This is a genomic window from Rhizobium sp. P2_G9 (genome assembly GCF_056403475.1).
Window position 1 is genome coordinate 38,167 of the sequence record NZ_JBFUFK010000022.1, and the last position, 15,245, is coordinate 53,411.

Consider the following 15,245-nt stretch of genomic DNA (forward strand, 5'->3'; position numbering starts at 1 on the left):
CATCCGCATGAATGACCAAGTGCTTTTGCAGGCAGAGGGTCTTTGCAAATCCTTCGGAGCCATCCGCGTTATCCACGAGGTTGGCTTCGAGGTTCGCGCCAATGAGGTCCTGGGCGTTCTGGGACCGAATGGCGCAGGCAAGACCACACTTTTCAATCTTATCAGCGGCGACCTGAGGCTCGACGCCGGGGAACTCCTGTTCTCCGGCGCCGTGCTGCAACACGAGCCGCCCTACAGGCGCTGCCAACGCGGCATCGGCCGGACCTACCAGATCCCCAAGCCCTATGGCGCCATGACCACATTCGAAAACCTGCTGGTCGCGGCGATGTTCGGCGCCTCACGCTCCGAACGGGATGCCTATGATCACTGCGCGGCGATCCTCGACGATTGCGGGCTCGGTGATAAAGCCAATGTGCCTGCGGGATCGCTGACGCTCCTCAATCGCAAGCGGCTGGAAATGGCCCGTGCGCTGGCCACCAACCCAAAACTCCTGCTGCTCGACGAGATTGCCGGCGGGCTGACGGAACATGAATCCGGCGAACTGGTAAAGCTCGTTAAACGCGTCCGCGAGCGCAATGTGACTGTTATCTGGATCGAGCACGTGTTGCACGCCGTCATGGCCGCCGCCGACCGGATGATCGTGCTGAACTTCGGTGAGAAGATTGCCGAGGGTGCCCCGCAGGAGGTCATAGCCGACCCGAATGTCCGCCGCGTCWATATGGGGATTGAAGCATGACGGAGGCCAAACCCATCCTGTCTACGCATGGATTGATCGCCGGATACGGCGATTTCCAGGCTTTGTTCTCCGTCGACATCGACATCGCGCCGGGCGAGACGGTGGCGCTGATCGGCGCCAACGGCGCCGGCAAATCCACCTTCCTGCGCTCGATCATGGGGCTCCAGCCGACGGCAAGGGAGATGATCCGCCACAATGGCGAGCCGGTCGGCGGCTCCAAGCCGCATGTCATGGTCAAGCGGGGTTTCGCCATGGTGCCGGAAGGTCGGCGGCTGTTTGCCGGCATGAGCGTCGAGGATAATCTCAAAGTGGCGATCGATCACGCCCGCGCCGCCGGCGTCGATGCTACAAGATGGACGCTGGACCGGGTTTACCAGCTTTTCCCGGCCTTGCCGGCGATGCGCAGGAAAGCGGTGGAAAAAATGTCCGGCGGCCAGCAGCAGATGGTGGCGATCGGCCGCGCGCTGCTTGCCCAACCGTGCGTTCTGCTCTGCGATGAGATTTCCCTGGGGCTGGCGCCAAAGGTGATCGGCGAGATCTACGAGGCGCTACCTTCGATCACCAGGGCCGGCACCGCCATCATCCTCGTCGAGCAGGACGTGGAGCGGGCACGGGCCGCATCGGACCGGCTCTACTGCATGCTCGAAGGCCGTATCACCCTCTCCGGCAAATCTGCCGACATCAATCGCGACAGTATCGCGCGCGCATATTTCGGAGCCGGCCATGCAATGGGTTGACGCACTCATCCAGGGGATACTGCTCGGCGGCATGTATGCCCAATATGCGCTCGGCATGGCGCTGATGTTCGGCGTCATGCGGATCGTCAACATCGCCCATGGCGACCTCGTCATCCTGATGGCGCTGATCGGCATTTCGCTCGCGGCCCTGTTCGGTTTCGGGCCTTTCACGCTGATCCTGATGCTGGTGCCGCTTGCCGCGGCTGTCGGCTGGCTGCTGCAGCGGCTGATCCTCAACAAGGTCGTGGGCGACGATCCGCTGCCGTCGCTGATCGCCACTTTCGGCCTGTCCATCGCCCTGCAGAACCTGATGCTGCAAATCTGGTCCGCCGATACGCGGTCGCTGCCCGGCGGCGGCATCGAGGCGGCCTCGGTGAATATCGGCGGCGTCTATCTCGGCGTCCTGCCGATCCTGGCACTGGTCCTGGCCGTCGCGCTCACCGGCGGTCTCGACGGCCTGCTGCGCTATAGCCGCTTTGGAAGGGCGCTGCGCGCCGCCTCGGCCGACACGGAAGCCGCCGCCATGACCGGCGTCAACCCGCGCACCGTCTACGCCGCAGCGACGGCGATCGCGGTGGGTATCCTGGGCCTCGCCGGTGTGTTTCAGTCGCTGCGCTCGACCGTGTCGCCTGCGGACGGATCGGCGCAGCTGATCTACGCCTTCGAGGCGGTGATCATCGGCGGCATGGGTTCGATCTGGGGCGCCTTTCTCGGCTCGATGGTGCTGGGCATCTCGCAAGCGATCGGCTTTCGCGCCGATCCCGGCTGGGGCATCCTCGCCGGCCATGTCGTCTTCCTGCTCGTGCTCGCCACAAGGCCGCAAGGCCTACTTTCCAAGAGGTATAAATGAGCGAGGCAACCGTTTCCGCCGCCCTTTCCGAAACCATTTCGTCCGCGCCGTCCAAAGTCCGGATCGAGCGGCAGACGCTGTCGAGCCGCATCGCCCAGACCATCGCCGTCATGGCGCTGATCTCCGTATTCGCCATGCCGTGGTGGGCGGGTTCCGGCACCATCCGCCAAGTCGTCGAGCTCTCCTGCTACATCGCCGTCGCGCAGATGTGGAACCTGCTCGCCGGCTACGCGGGCCTGGTCTCGGTCGGCCAGCAGGCCTTCATGGGTGTCGCCGGCTACACGCTGTTCGTGCTGGCGCTGAATTTCGGCATCAATCCGTTTGCGGCCGTGGCGCTTTGCCTGGCGGTGCCGGCCGCGCTCGCCGTGCCGGCCTATGGCCTGCTGCATCGGCTCGATGGCCCCTATTTTGCCATCGGCACCTGGGTGATCGCCGAAGTCTTCCGGCTGTTCACCTCCAATCTCGGCTATGTCAATGCCGGGGCCGGCCTGACGCTCCGGGTCATGGCGAAGTACAGCCTGCACCACCGCGAAATCGCCATGATGACGTTGTGCGGCCTCATGCTGCTTATCACCGTCGGCGGCACCTACTGGCTGCTACGTTCGCGCCATGGACTAGCCCTGACCGCCATGCGGGACAATCCGGTCGCGGCGGAAAGCCAGGGGGTCAATGTCAAGCGGCTCAGGTTTCTGATCTACATCGCTGCGGCGATCGGATGCGGCCTGGCAGGCGCGATCTATTCGATGTCACAGCTGCGCATCACCCCGCCCTCGGCCTACGATCCGAATTGGGCGTCCATCAGCATTTTCATCGTCATGGTCGGCGGCATTGGCTCGATTGAAGGACCGATCATCGGCGCGCTGATCTATTTTGTCGCCGATCGCTTCTTCAGCCAATATGGGGCAACCTATATGGTCGTACTCGGTGTGCTGACCCTGCTGGTGGCGCTCTATGTCCGCGGCGGGCTGTGGGGCGTGTTTTCCCGGCATGTCGACGCACCGTGGTTCCCCACGGGTCGCAAGCTTTTGAGATCATAGGAGAAGATCATGCTGGCCGCCCTGTTCGACAAGATCGGCGAACCGCTTCGCATCGCCGATGCCGAGGACCCAAAACCGAAGCGCGACAGTCTGCTGATCAAAGTCTGCCGCTGCGGCATCTGCGGCAGCGACCTGCACATGACCGAGGATCCGGTCTTCGGCGTACGCGCCGGCGATATCCTTGGCCACGAATTCTCGGGCGAGGTGATCGAGGTTGGATCGGACGCCGGCGGCTTCAAAGTGGGCGACCATGTATCGGTGGCGCCGAACAGCGGCTGCGGCCACTGCATGAGCTGCCTTGCCGGCGATCCCGCCTGGTGCTCTGAGATGGTGCTGATCGGCGGCGGCTATGCGCAATATACTGCCGTTACCGGCCGCCAGTGCCGCAAGCTTCCGGTCGGGATCAGCGCCGCCGATGGCGCTCTGGCCGAGCCGTTGTCGGTGGCGCTGCACGGCCTGATGCAGGCAAAGATGCAGCAGGGCGACAAAGTGCTGATCGTCGGCGCCGGCGCGATCGGGCTTGCCGTCGCCTTCTGGGCCCGGCGGCTGGGTGCGGGCCGTGTAGCGGTAACCGACCTGCACAGCTTWCAAGAGCAACGAGCAATGGAACTCGGCGCCAGCGCCTTCGTCGCCTCGGATGCCGAGCTTCAGCCGAACATCGAAACAGCGCTCGGTGGCCAGCCTGACATCGTCTTCGAATGCGTCGGCAAGCCGGGCCTGATCGATCATTGCATCGGCCTCGTCCGGCCGAGAGGCAAAGTCGTCGTGCTCGGCCTCTGCACACCGCGCGACCATCTCGACAGTTTCCGAGCGATCTCCAAGGAGGTCACGATCATCATGTCGGTTTTCTTCAACATGCATGAGTTCCAGACAGCCATCGATGCGCTCGATGCCGGTCGCTACGCGCCGCAACACCTGATATCGGAAACCGTGCGGCTCGCCGACATGCCCAGTGCCTTCGAAGCGCTTCGACGGCGGACGACGCAGTGCAAGGTCCTGATCGATCCGTTTGGCTCGTGATCCTAGAAATTGCGACCTAAGTCAAAGTCGGCCAACAGTCCGAAAGTGCGATCCAGACCGGCTAGATAAGCGTCTGCTTGATAGCGCCCAAACATGTCTTCGGAATCGGCGTGGATTTCGAGTAGATGACGCTCGGCCAAACGAGAAAGGCGATATTCACCCATTACGCGGGATGCGAGCGTGAGCGCGGGCAAGAATATCGGTCATCGTTGCATTACTCGGCGTCGTCGCATCCAGATGCGTCAGGCAAGCTCGGAACCGAAGCAACTGCTCGTCTCGCGGCAAGGCAGCCCATGCCGCAAGCTCGGCCTCGGTCGGAGTGGCCGATGGCATAATATCTGTGGGTAGGTCCGAAGCAACTGTCATGCTGGCAGTGTGGCATAAGCTGTGAAAACTGCCACCTCTTCCCTTGTCCCCTGTTCGATCCTTGTCGGAGGCGGGATTGAACCCTAGCGCCAATTCCGCGAGATCGCCGACCTAGCCGGCGTCTTTGGCATTGACGCGATAGGCGAGCTGTGGCCGCGTCAGGCCGAGAAGCCGAGCGGCGGCCGAGAGATTGCCGCCGGCGCGTTTGAGTGCGGACTCATAGGCGGCCTTTTCGAGCGTCGAGATTGAAAATCCACCGTTCTCGATCGCCCGATCCAGCACGCCCTCCAGGCCGTGACCGGCGTCGCCGACCGCTGTGGCGCGATCGCAGAATCGGTCGAGCTGTGCTTCGATTTCCTCGGCGAGAACCGGTCCGCTGTGGGGACGAGCAGCCAGCACGGCTGCAAGCACATTGCGCATCTGCCGGAGGTTGCCGGACCAGGCCGTGCGTTCGATCAGTTCGGCAGCTCCAGGGTCAAGCCCGGGTGCGTTTATGCCGATCTTGCAGGACAAGATGGCCATCATCTCGCGCGCCAGGGACAGGCGATCGCTCTTCCGTTCCGCCAGCGTGGGCATGCGAACCATGACCGTCGCGAGGATGGAACGCAATTCGGGAGACAGTCCGGATGCGTCCAGCGGTCCGTCATGATCGAGCAGGGCGATCAGGCGCGGCCCGCTGCCGAACAGGCCCTCCTCGATGGCGCGCGTCAGATGCGGTTGAAGCGCTACGGGCGTGGTCTCGATCGCGTCGATCAGGATCGTCTCGGCGGCCTGGTTCTGTCGCCCGGTCTTGCCGCGCCGGGCGATTTCGCTGCAGACGGCCGGGTCGACATCTGCTCCGTAGACACGGTGCAATTCAGCCTTCGGACCCGAGCCGGCCCGATGGAGATAATGCGCTGCGCAGCCTCGCCCACAGCCGGCGGCCCCGGTGATGAGGACTGGCAGCGACATCGGCGCCAGCCTGTCCAATTCCTGCCGCACCGGCGCGAGGACAAGGCGGTCGAATTCCGATAGCTGCCCGACGCCGGCTTTGGCCGCCGCCTTGCGCGGGCCATCCGAGAAGGCCTCGTCGCGCGACCCGATCACGCGCTCGCGGAACATGATCACCTCCGGGTCGGTCGCACCCCAGGCATCGGCCGGTTTGCCGATGACGCGGCAATGCGCGTGCCCTTGCGCTGCGCATTCGACCTCCTTGTAGACGATCAAGGTGTCGAAGAACGTGCTTGCATAGCCCGAAGCATAACCGAGCTGTGTCCAGCAGACCGGCTCAGCTGAATGAGTTGCCTGGCGGAAGGGTGCGGCCTCGGCGCTGTCATGCCAAAGGAACTCGGCTGAGAACCGCTTCTTGCGGAAATCGTAGGCATTGAACACGGTCTCGACGCGCACCGTGCCGCTGAACGTGTGAAGTCGCGTGCCGGCCGTGAAGGCATCGCCGATGTCGAGATTGGGCCAACTTGTCTGTACGAAGCGGGCATCCGCCTGCCCGGCCAGAAATCCCAGGCGGATGAGGAAGGCGCGGGCGTCTGCGGGACCGAGCATGCGGATCATTTCACGCCGAAGCTCGACGTTGAACGTGGTGCGCTGCATAGTGATACGATCGCCGTTCAGCCGGATCGTCCCGTCGGCCGGATTGAAGAACAGGCTGGACAAGAGTTCACGGACGGTGGGTCTTCCGCCGCGGTCGAGGACCTTGGACAGTTCTACCGGCATTCTCATTGCATTCCTCCCAGCGGCGTGGTCGGCCGCACCAGCATAGATTTTCCAGTGTTGATGAAATCGTCAAGCTCGATTTTATGATTTTATCAAATAAGCATCCAGCCTCGTTGACGTTCGATGCGTGATCGAGAAATAAATGTAATTATCCCAATCCCTTAGGTTCATTTTGAGGCGCGAGCCCTGAGGATGAGCCAGACGATTTGACAGCGTCAGACCTTTGCCTGTCTTAATCTCTCCAGAAGATGCCTCTTGGAAGAAGCGGCATTGCTCATTGCCAACGCACCATGTTCTGGGAGGAAATGATGGATTTTGAGACGCTGGCTCTCGACATCGATGGCGTCCACATCGTCGTGAAAGCCATCGGCAGCGGACCCGCTGTTCTGGCCTTGCACGGAGCCGCCACGCTCGAGGGCCATGCCTGGGCGCGCGGGTTGGCGGACCGGTTTCGCGTTTATCTGCCGTTCCATCCAGGCTTCGGAGAAAGCGCCGAAGCGCCGCACGTTACCGGGATGCAGGACCTGGTCGTGCATAACCTCCGTTTGGTGGAGGCGCTGAGCCTCGATCGACCGCATCTGTTTGGGCATTCCATGGGCGGTTGGATGGCCGCCGAGATCGCGGCCGTCGCCGGCGAACGATTTTCAAAGCTGGTGCTCAATGCGCCGGCGGGGTTGAACCATCCCGACCATCCGGCCACCGATCTCGCCACGATAGGACCTGAAGCGCTTTCGGGCTATCTGGCCCACAATGTCGATGTTGCCTTGCGCTATTTCCCAGGCGGAGCCGAGTGCCCGCCGCTTGAGGACTTCCTGGCTGCGCGCAACAAGGAGGGAATTGCGCTCGGCAATATCCTCAAAGTCCACGGCATGGGCCATCCCAATCTCGGCCGCTGGCTGAGCCGGATCCCGAACGAGACGCTGGTGGTCTGGGGCGACAAGGACCGGTTGCTCCCTGCCTCGCAGGCGCCGATCTGGGTCGAACGCATTGCCAATGCGAAACTGCTGATCAGGCCGGGCGTGGGCCATTTTGCCATGCAGGAGGACCCCGGCACGGTCACGGCAATCGCCGATTTTCTGGCAGGGGCATGATCCGACGAACCGCGCGGCATTGCCCGCGCATGAGAAATCTTGCCGCACCGACCGGGAGGGTCGTGCGCGGCCAGCACAATGCGAAGGAGGAAAACATGAATGCACCATTGAAGCATGACATGAGTTATTGGGGCACGAAGACAGATTTTGACGCTTTGATAGAGCATGTGCGCAAGATCGGTCCGGTCCTTGATCAGCATTCAGGCGAAAACGAAACGCTCGGTCGGCTTAACGAGGCGACGTTCGAAGCCCTCAAGCCATTGAGGATGTCGCATATCTTCGCCGGCGAACAGATCGGCGGCGCGCAACTGTCGCCGACACAAGGCCTGCAGCTGATCGAGGCGATCACCTATCATAGCGGCGCTGCCGGCTGGGTTTCGATGGTGCATGCCTGTATTGGCGCTATGTCGGCGGCCTTCCTGCCGGATACCGCGGTCGCTCGCCTGTTCGGTACCGGGGTCGACAACCGGTTTTCCGGCCAGGGCACGCCGACCGGCATGCTGAAGAAGGTTGAAGGCGGATACCGGCTAAACGGCAAATGGTCTTACGCCAGCGGCATTCACCATGCCACCTTCACCCATACGGCCGCTTTGCTCGATGACGGAACCGGCCAGCCCGCCAAGGATGAGAATGGCAATGTGGTCGTGCTCTGCGCCCATGCGCCGGTGGGAGACCACGATCTGCTCGGCAACTGGGATGTGCTCGGCCTGCAGGCCACCGGCAGCATAGACTATAGCGCCAAGGACGTCTTCATCCCCGATGACATGGTATTTCCGATCCTCACGGCCGAGCCGCAGCGCCAGAAGGAATTCTTCAGCCTCGGCGTCGTCGGACTGGCGGCGATCGGGCATTCGGGCTGGGCGATCGGCGCCTCCAGGCGCATGCTGGATGAAGTGGCGAAATACGCCCTGACCAAGACCGGCCGGGCCGGCTTGCTCGGCGAGAGCGACAAATTCTGGTTCGACTATGGACAGGCAGAGGCGCGAGTGCGGGCGGCGCGCGCCTTCCTGTTCGAGATCTGGCGTGAGGTGGAGGCCTCGATCGAAGCCGGCAATCGTGTCTCGACCCGGCAGATCAGCGTGATTCACCTTGCCAAATCCCAAGTGCACGAGGCGGGTGTCGACGCCTGCCAATTCGTCTACCGTGCCGCCGGCGGCGCCTCGCTACGCCGGGGCGTGATGCAGCGCGTCTATCGCGAAATGCTCACAGCCGCCAACCACTTCACCATCAATCCGAACATCGTTGCCGCCGCGGGTCGCGAACTGGCCGGATTGTGGAGCGAACGCGTCTGGCAATTCTACGACCTCGTGGAAAAGAAATGACACTCCGCGGCAAAGACCAGGGTCACGCTTTGCAGGGCTCCAGGGACGTCGGCACCACAGACGCGACGGCGAGGGTAACGGAAGCGTTCCTGGCGGCCTTCCGTTACCACCCGTCGGGCGTTGCGATCATTACCGCCGACCCCGGAGACGGGCCGGTCGCACTGACGGTGAGTTCACTCATCTCCGTCAGTGTTTCTCCGCCGACGGTGGCTTTCTCTCTGTCCGATGCGTCGTCGAGCGCGCGTTCGGTAAAACGGGCCGAAACGATCGTGGTGCACTTCGTCCGGCGCGCCGACATGCAATTGGCGCGCCTCTGCGCCACGAGCGGCAAGGATCGGTTCGGCGCAGATGTGCAATGGAGCCGGCTCGAAACAGGCGAACCTTACTACCCGCAGGTCGATCTCTGGTTTCGGGCCGCGATCCGTGACCAGCTGGTCGCGCCAGGCGCCCGCCTGGTGACTGCCGAGTTGCTGTCGATTCCGGAACTCGTCCCCGAGACACGCCTCGATGACGCGCTCGTCTATGCCAATCGAAACTGGCATGGCTTGCAGTCGATCGCCGATACGGTCCGAACGCCGCTGTTTCTCTGGCCCGACGATTCCGCGACGTTCTGATCATAGCCAGTCGGTGCCGATCCGAAAGACCGGGCATATTTCCGCCGGGAAAGGCTCTGAGCGTTCTGGCCCTATCAGGGGAGCATTTTTCCGGGGTTCATCAAACCCTGCGGATCGACTGCGCTCTTGATCGCCCGCATCAGAGCAAGGCCGGCTTCGCCATGCTCGGCAAGCATGTATTTCCGGTTTGATTGACCGATCCCGTGCTCGCCGCTGAACGTGCCTTCCATGGCAATCGCCCGTTTCACCATGCGATCTATGACCTCGACGGCGCGCTGTCTCTCGGCTGCATCATTGCGGTCGACAAGCAGCAGGGCGTGGAAATTGCCATCGCCGACATGACCGACGATCGGCCCGAGCAGGCCTGCCGCATCGATATCGGCCTTGGTTTCGACAATACATTCAGCCAGGCGGGAGATCGGAACGCAGATATCAGTGGGAATGCCCTTGGCTCCGGGACGCAGGCTGGAGGCTGCCCAGAATGTGTCATGCCGCGCCTTCCACAGCCGATTGCGCTCCTCGGCCTTCGTCGCCCAGGCCTGACGGGCGCCGCCAAAGCCCTCGGCGATTGCCGAAAACTGCGCAATCTGTTCGGCGACGGCTGCCGGCCCGCCGTGGAATTCGAGAAACAGGACCGGCGTTTCCGGCAGATCGAGATGAGAATAGGCATTGCATGCCTTGACCTGGACTTCGTCCAGCAGTTCGATCCGCGCCATTGGAATGCCGGACTGGATGGTCGCAATCACCGCATTGCAGGCCGCCGCCACATCAGGGAAAGCGCAATAGCCGCTGCTGATCTGTTCGGGTATGCCTTGCAGCCTCAGCGTGACTTCGGTGACGATGCCGAGCGTGCCTTCGGCGCCGACGAACAGTCGTGTCAAGTCATAGCCGGACGCGGACTTGCGGGCACGGCTGCCGGTGCGGACGATCTCGCCGTTCGGCAGCACGACGGTCAGCGCCAGCGTGTTGGTGAGCATGGTGCCATAGTGGACCGCGTTCGTGCCCGAGGCGCGGGTGCTTGCCATGCCGCCGAGCGACGCATTGGCGCCCGGATCGATCGGAAAGAACAGGCCCTGGTCGCGGAGATACGCGTTGAGCTCTTCGCGCGTAACGCCTGCCTCGACCGTGCAATCGAGGTCTTCGACACGGACAGACAGGATGGATTTCATGCCGCTGGTATCGATGGAAATTCCGCCGAACGGCGCATTCACATGCCCTTCGAAGGAGGTTCCGGTCCCGAATGGAATCATCGGCACGCCACTGGCCGCGCAGGCGCGGACAATGGCCGCGACCTCGTCGGTCGATTGCGGAAAGGCCACGGCATCCGGCGGTTCGGCCGCCACTTCGGAAAGCGTGTTAGCGTGCTGGGCGCAAATCGCCTGGTTCTGCGTCAGGCGATCGCCGAGCAGTGGACGCAGGATTGCCAGCGCACTTTCTACGGCGCTTCGGGCAACGCGCGGCCTTGTGCCTGAATTTTCGAACTGCTGCATGACGGGCTAGCCTGCCTCGGGAATGATCGGCAACAGCAGATGCGAAGGACGCGCCAAGTCATGGTAGATCCGGTGCATCACCGTTTCGCTGCTACAGATATGGTAAGGTATATATTCGGCATTGGTCGCACCAGCGACACCGGTCGGCATGTCGAGGCACGTGATCTCCACGCAGATGCGATGCCCCTTGTGGAACAGGTTGGCCGTCGACAGGATTTCGATCCGGTATTCGAGGATCTCGTCCGGCAGGACCGGCTCACGCGATTCACGCGTCAGTTTGTGCCATGGCTTCCAAGGCGTTGAACGGTCCTCGTCGAGCATGCGCAGTGACGCCTTGAGCCAGCCGCGCGTCAGCTCCCGCTCGGGCAGATCGTCGGATATCTCGCGTTCGCCTTCGCGCACAGTTCGCACCGAGACATCCGGGCCGACATCCTTCAGGATCACGATCCAGTTGGTATCGGTCTGGTCGATCGAGCCATAGAGCGTCAGCGATATCGGTCCCGCGACGAGAACATCTTCCGCCAGGGGGTCGGTGAGATAGCGCAGCCGCGCCACCTTGTTGGTCTGGCTGGGCGGCATTTGCACGAAGACATCCGGCGGCTGGATTTCGTCATAGCCGCCGGCCACGAAGGGCATCCTGGCCGTCAGGCGCTCCCAGCTGTTGAGGTAGAGCTTGGTCCAGCACGTTTCCGGCAGCGGCCAGTCCGTGGCTTTGCGCCATTCGTTGGCGCCCATCACCCAATACTTGACCGGCGGCTCGTCCATCATGCCGCTATCGATGCCTTTCAGCCAATAGTCGTACCATCTGAGCGTCTCGTTGCGGAACGACCGCCACGGCCGTTCGAGATGCGACGGTCCCGAGAGCGTCAGTTTTCGTGGCGCGTCGACATTGGCGAAATAGCTTTGCGCGCCGTTGAGATGGTATTTGTAAGTGTAGCCGTACCAGCCCGATCCCATATAGGCGGGAATCGTGATCCGCCCGAAATCGGCCTCGCTGTTCTCGACATCCTGCTCGTGATCGTAGGGATCGACCAGTTCGCGGAAAAAGACCGGCATGTGCTGGCCCTTCTGGGCGACGACGTTGAAGACATGCGGATACATCCGGTAGTCCGGGTTCTCCATCGCCTCACGCCACATCGCCTCCATGTCCGGCGTGAGCGCACCGGGTATGCCTCTTGTCGTATGGACGGCGGAAAAGTGGTCGCAGTGATAGCGGAACAGATGCATGACGCCGCCGGGATATTGCTGCCGGAAGCCGCCATAGGGACCGTAGGCGCCGCGCCCGTCATAAGCGAAGATGGTCTTGAGATGCGGTGGCTGTTTCTTGGCGGCGGCATATTGCTCGGCCGCGAAGGCGCCGATCCCCACCATGCCGACCTGCCCGTCGCACCAGGGCTGTTCGGCGATCCATTCGATCACGTCATAGGCGTCCCATTCACGCGATCCGCCGGCGTCGGATGGGCCGATGCCGCGCGGCGAGCCGACCACGTGCACATAGCCGCGCGAGACGAAAAAGGCGGTGTCGCCGGATTCGATGTGACCCGTCCAGAGGCTCGACCATGCGGGCTGCGGCGGCGTTGCCGAGGCGAAATCGGGCCCTTGAATGTGCTTCGGATGCCCGCCAAAGGCAAGCAGCGCCGGAAACCGCCCCGGTGCATCCGGACGATAGACATCGAGCACCAGGCAGACGCCGTCACGCATCGGCACGACCACATCGAGGTCGCGGACAAGACCTTCATGGTCGATCGGCCTGGCATAATCGCAGGGCGGGCTGTCGCCGGATTCGAAGGGGTCGGTAAACGACATAAATGACCTCCCTGTGGGCATGCATTCGGATCGCGCCAGCCTCACCTCTGGTCGCAGAGCACGGCGACGAGCAGCGCATCTTCGGAGCCCGTATTGATCCAGGCATGGTTGGTGGCCTGTTGGACGACGACATCAAACGGTTTGAGCACAATCGGCTCACCCTCATCGAGAAGCAGGGAGACATGGCCCGACAGGAGGACGATGTAGTCCGTGGTCGGCGTCTGGTGCATCATCGGATGGCGGCTCGTGTCGACCCGGCATTCATCGATGCCAAAACTGGCGAACAGGTTCTCCGCAAAGCCTTCGATGTCGGCATGGCCCAGGGCCGCGCCGGTCGGCGGGATGCGGAAAAACCGGAAGAACGATTGACCATCGCGCGGAAAGAATGGCTGGCGGCGCATGCGGGCAGAGAGTTCGCCCCCTGCTCCGCCCATCCAGAAATCGAAATTGCCTGCTGGTCCCTCGCCGACGCCGTCATCGGCCACCACGACTGACCGGCCGCCCTCGTTGTGACCAGTCACGATCCGCCGGAATGTCCGCTCACGATCCGAATGCGCCATGCTTTTCCCCTATCTCGGCAGTGGCGCGGCTGAGGCGCCGCGCCAGTGGAAACAATTGCCAGCCGAAGCGTTCGGCGAAATAGCCCCACAGCCCATGCGGCGACTTGAGCATGACGACGATGGCGACCACGCCGAAGATGATCAGGTAGATGCTGCCGTAATCGGCCAGCAATTGCCTAAGCGCGAAGAAAATGATCGTGCCGACGATCGGCCCCTCGACGCGTCCTATGCCGCCGATGACGACGATGAAGATGACGTTGACCGTCCAGTTGTTCATGCTGAAGGCGGCGAACGGCGTGATGCTGAGTTTCTGCAGGAAGATCATGGCACCCATCATCGCCGTGCCGAAGGCGGCGACGACGAAGACAACGAGACGGGTGCGATAGACATCGATGCCGCTCGATTTGGCCGCCATCTCGTTGTCCCGGATCGCCGTCAGCGCCAGCCCGTAGCGGGTGCGCAGCAGGATCAGGATCGCGCCGAGGACGACAAGCGTCAGCGCCAGGAACAGCCAGTAGATCAGGAATTCGCGCGCATCGCGGCCGCTGACGATCGACTTGACGATCCGCGCCGGCAGGCTCATGCCGCTGCCGCCGCCCACCGCCGCGACCTGCGAGAAGATATAGGGAAAGGCCTCAGCGACCACCCAGGAGCCGATGGTGAAATATGCGCCGCGCAGCCGGAACAGGAGGAGCGCGATCGGGACGGACAGAACCGCACCGACCACGCCGGCAAGCGGTATGCCCCAAAGCGGATTGATCCCGACCATCAAGGCGCAGACGAACAACGAATAGCCGCCGAGCCCGACATAGGCCTGCTGGCCGACCGAGACCAGGCCTGCATAGCCCGCCATCAGGTTCCACAGGCTCGCCAGCGCCAGATAGGAATAGATTTCCGTCAAGAGCCGCAACAGATCGCGGCTGGCCCAGAGCGGCGCCGCCATGAGAAACAAGGTCAGCAGGCCCCAGACGATCATGCCCACCCGGGTGGTGCGGTCGCCATGCGTGACATGGAAAACGGGCCGAATGCTTGGCTCGACGCTCATCAATTCACCTTCGGATAGAGACCTTGCGGCCGGAAAAGCAGCACCGCGAGAAAGACGAAATGGCCCGCCAACACCTGCCAAGCGAGATCGAACTGGCCGCCGACGGCCTGGGCGACACCAAGCAGGATGCCGCCCGCGAGCGTGCCCCAAAGGCTGCCGAGACCGCCGATGATGATTGCCTCGAAGCCGAAGATCAGCAGCAGAGGGCCACGAAACGGATCGAAATTTGTTCTTATGCCGATGAAGACAGCCGCAATCGCCACCACGGCCAGCGACAGAGCCATGGCCAGCGCGAAGATGTGGCGATTTTCCAGCCCCATCAGTTGCGATACCTCCGGATCATCAGACGTAGCGCGGAAAGCACGGCCAAGGGCGGTATGGTAGAACAGCATCTGCAGGCCGAAAATCACCAGCACCGCGAGCCCGAACTGCAAGAGCGGCAGGACACCGAGCGAAAGCTGGTCGTTGATCCGCAGGCTCATGACCTCGATGACACCGGCATTCAGCCGGCGGCTGTCGGGCGTGAAGAAGACCAGCAGCATGTTCTGGATAATCACCGAGAGCCCGAAGGTGACGAGCAGCGGCGGCATGTCCTCGCCGATCGTCCGGTTGAGCAGCGTCCGCTGCAGCAGGTAGCCGAAGACCGCCGCGCAGGGCACGACGATGACCAACGAGGTGAACGGCCCGACGCCGAGCATCTGCATAATGAAATAGGAGAAATAGGCGGCAACCACGATCAGGTCGCCATGAGCGATGTTGACCAGCCGCATCACGCCGAAAATGATTGACAGCCCGGCGGCGAACAGCGCGTAGAGGCCGCCAAGCAGTGCTCCCTGGATGATGACGTTGATCCATTCCATC

Annotated in this window: 14 protein-coding genes; 8 read left to right on the top strand and 6 right to left on the bottom strand. The window is 62.6% G+C overall.

Annotated elements, in window-relative coordinates:
* Positions 1-7 precede the first annotated feature (7 nt).
* From AC1DYF_RS19165 to AC1DYF_RS19185, 5 genes are read left to right on the top strand one after another with little or no spacing between them, the layout of a single operon-like run.
* Positions 8-736, top strand: a complete 729-nt coding sequence (locus AC1DYF_RS19165) for an ABC transporter ATP-binding protein (RefSeq protein WP_477878345.1) — start codon at positions 8-10, stop codon at positions 734-736.
* The gene (locus AC1DYF_RS19170) at positions 733-1,473 is read left to right on the top strand and encodes an ABC transporter ATP-binding protein (RefSeq protein WP_477878346.1); all 741 of its coding nucleotides are present in this window, start codon (positions 733-735) and stop codon (positions 1,471-1,473) included. Before AC1DYF_RS19165 ends, AC1DYF_RS19170 begins: the two co-directional genes overlap by 4 nt.
* Positions 1,460-2,323, top strand: a complete 864-nt coding sequence (locus AC1DYF_RS19175; RefSeq protein WP_477878347.1) for a branched-chain amino acid ABC transporter permease — start codon at positions 1,460-1,462, stop codon at positions 2,321-2,323. The genes AC1DYF_RS19170 and AC1DYF_RS19175 overlap by 14 nt, the downstream gene beginning before the upstream one ends.
* Positions 2,320-3,360, top strand: coding sequence for a branched-chain amino acid ABC transporter permease (locus tag AC1DYF_RS19180; protein ID WP_477878348.1), 1,041 nt, complete (start codon positions 2,320-2,322; stop codon positions 3,358-3,360). The genes AC1DYF_RS19175 and AC1DYF_RS19180 overlap by 4 nt, the downstream gene beginning before the upstream one ends.
* 9 nt (positions 3,361-3,369) lie before the next feature.
* Positions 3,370-4,380, top strand: coding sequence for a zinc-dependent alcohol dehydrogenase (locus AC1DYF_RS19185; RefSeq protein WP_477878349.1), 1,011 nt, complete (start codon positions 3,370-3,372; stop codon positions 4,378-4,380).
* Positions 4,381-4,857: 477 nt separating this feature from the next.
* Here AC1DYF_RS19185 and AC1DYF_RS19190 read toward each other — a convergent pair whose 3' ends face one another.
* Positions 4,858-6,462, bottom strand: a complete 1,605-nt coding sequence (locus tag AC1DYF_RS19190; RefSeq protein WP_477878350.1) for a XylR N-terminal domain-containing protein — start codon at positions 6,460-6,462, stop codon at positions 4,858-4,860.
* 302 nt (positions 6,463-6,764) lie between these two features.
* Here AC1DYF_RS19190 and AC1DYF_RS19195 point away from each other — a divergent pair, with 302 nt between their 5' ends.
* The 3 genes from AC1DYF_RS19195 to AC1DYF_RS19205 all read left to right on the top strand — a co-directional run bounded on the left by AC1DYF_RS19195 (position 6,765) and on the right by AC1DYF_RS19205 (position 9,483).
* Positions 6,765-7,547 (top strand): alpha/beta fold hydrolase, encoded by a 783-nt coding sequence (locus AC1DYF_RS19195; RefSeq protein ID WP_477878351.1) that lies wholly within the window; start codon positions 6,765-6,767, stop codon positions 7,545-7,547.
* Between the two features lie 95 nt (positions 7,548-7,642).
* A complete protein-coding gene (locus tag AC1DYF_RS19200; protein WP_477878352.1) occupies positions 7,643-8,869 on the top strand; it encodes an acyl-CoA dehydrogenase family protein in 1,227 nt (408 codons plus the stop codon).
* Positions 8,866-9,483, top strand: coding sequence for a flavin reductase family protein (locus tag AC1DYF_RS19205; protein ID WP_477878353.1), 618 nt, complete (start codon positions 8,866-8,868; stop codon positions 9,481-9,483). The genes AC1DYF_RS19200 and AC1DYF_RS19205 overlap by 4 nt, the downstream gene beginning before the upstream one ends.
* A gap of 74 nt (positions 9,484-9,557) precedes the next feature.
* On the opposite strand, the gene AC1DYF_RS19210 is transcribed toward AC1DYF_RS19205, so the two are convergent.
* Genes AC1DYF_RS19210 through AC1DYF_RS19230 form a run of 5 tightly spaced genes read right to left on the bottom strand, consistent with a single transcriptional unit; the run spans position 9,558 to position 15,244 of the window.
* On the bottom strand, positions 9,558-10,973 hold the full coding sequence (locus AC1DYF_RS19210; RefSeq protein WP_477878354.1) for an FAD-binding oxidoreductase: 1,416 nt from the start codon (positions 10,971-10,973) through the stop codon (positions 9,558-9,560).
* Positions 10,974-10,979: 6 nt separating this feature from the next.
* Positions 10,980-12,779, bottom strand: coding sequence for a CocE/NonD family hydrolase (locus AC1DYF_RS19215; protein ID WP_477878355.1), 1,800 nt, complete (start codon positions 12,777-12,779; stop codon positions 10,980-10,982).
* 41 nt (positions 12,780-12,820) lie between these two features.
* On the bottom strand, positions 12,821-13,339 hold the full coding sequence (locus AC1DYF_RS19220; protein WP_477878356.1) for a cupin domain-containing protein: 519 nt from the start codon (positions 13,337-13,339) through the stop codon (positions 12,821-12,823).
* The gene (locus AC1DYF_RS19225) at positions 13,320-14,384 is read right to left on the bottom strand and encodes a branched-chain amino acid ABC transporter permease (RefSeq protein ID WP_477878357.1); all 1,065 of its coding nucleotides are present in this window, start codon (positions 14,382-14,384) and stop codon (positions 13,320-13,322) included. Before AC1DYF_RS19225 ends, AC1DYF_RS19220 begins: the two co-directional genes overlap by 20 nt.
* The gene (locus AC1DYF_RS19230; RefSeq protein WP_477878358.1) at positions 14,384-15,244 is read right to left on the bottom strand and encodes a branched-chain amino acid ABC transporter permease; all 861 of its coding nucleotides are present in this window, start codon (positions 15,242-15,244) and stop codon (positions 14,384-14,386) included. Before AC1DYF_RS19230 ends, AC1DYF_RS19225 begins: the two co-directional genes overlap by 1 nt.
* Between the last annotated feature and the right edge of the window lies 1 nt (position 15,245).

Coding starts and splice junctions, on each gene's coding strand:
- AC1DYF_RS19170 (WP_477878346.1), top strand. CDS start 733: ATGACGGAGGCCAAACCCATCCTGTCTACGCATGGATTGATCGCCGGA.
- AC1DYF_RS19175 (WP_477878347.1), top strand. CDS start 1,460: ATGCAATGGGTTGACGCACTCATCCAGGGGATACTGCTCGGCGGCATG.
- AC1DYF_RS19180 (WP_477878348.1), top strand. CDS start 2,320: ATGAGCGAGGCAACCGTTTCCGCCGCCCTTTCCGAAACCATTTCGTCC.
- AC1DYF_RS19190 (WP_477878350.1), bottom strand. CDS start 6,462: ATGAGAATGCCGGTAGAACTGTCCAAGGTCCTCGACCGCGGCGGAAGA.
- AC1DYF_RS19195 (WP_477878351.1), top strand. CDS start 6,765: ATGGATTTTGAGACGCTGGCTCTCGACATCGATGGCGTCCACATCGTC.
- AC1DYF_RS19200 (WP_477878352.1), top strand. CDS start 7,643: ATGAATGCACCATTGAAGCATGACATGAGTTATTGGGGCACGAAGACA.
- AC1DYF_RS19205 (WP_477878353.1), top strand. CDS start 8,866: ATGACACTCCGCGGCAAAGACCAGGGTCACGCTTTGCAGGGCTCCAGG.
- AC1DYF_RS19210 (WP_477878354.1), bottom strand. CDS start 10,973: ATGCAGCAGTTCGAAAATTCAGGCACAAGGCCGCGCGTTGCCCGAAGC.
- AC1DYF_RS19215 (WP_477878355.1), bottom strand. CDS start 12,779: ATGTCGTTTACCGACCCCTTCGAATCCGGCGACAGCCCGCCCTGCGAT.
- AC1DYF_RS19220 (WP_477878356.1), bottom strand. CDS start 13,339: ATGGCGCATTCGGATCGTGAGCGGACATTCCGGCGGATCGTGACTGGT.
- AC1DYF_RS19225 (WP_477878357.1), bottom strand. CDS start 14,384: ATGAGCGTCGAGCCAAGCATTCGGCCCGTTTTCCATGTCACGCATGGC.
- AC1DYF_RS19230 (WP_477878358.1), bottom strand. CDS start 15,244: ATGGAATGGATCAACGTCATCATCCAGGGAGCACTGCTTGGCGGCCTC.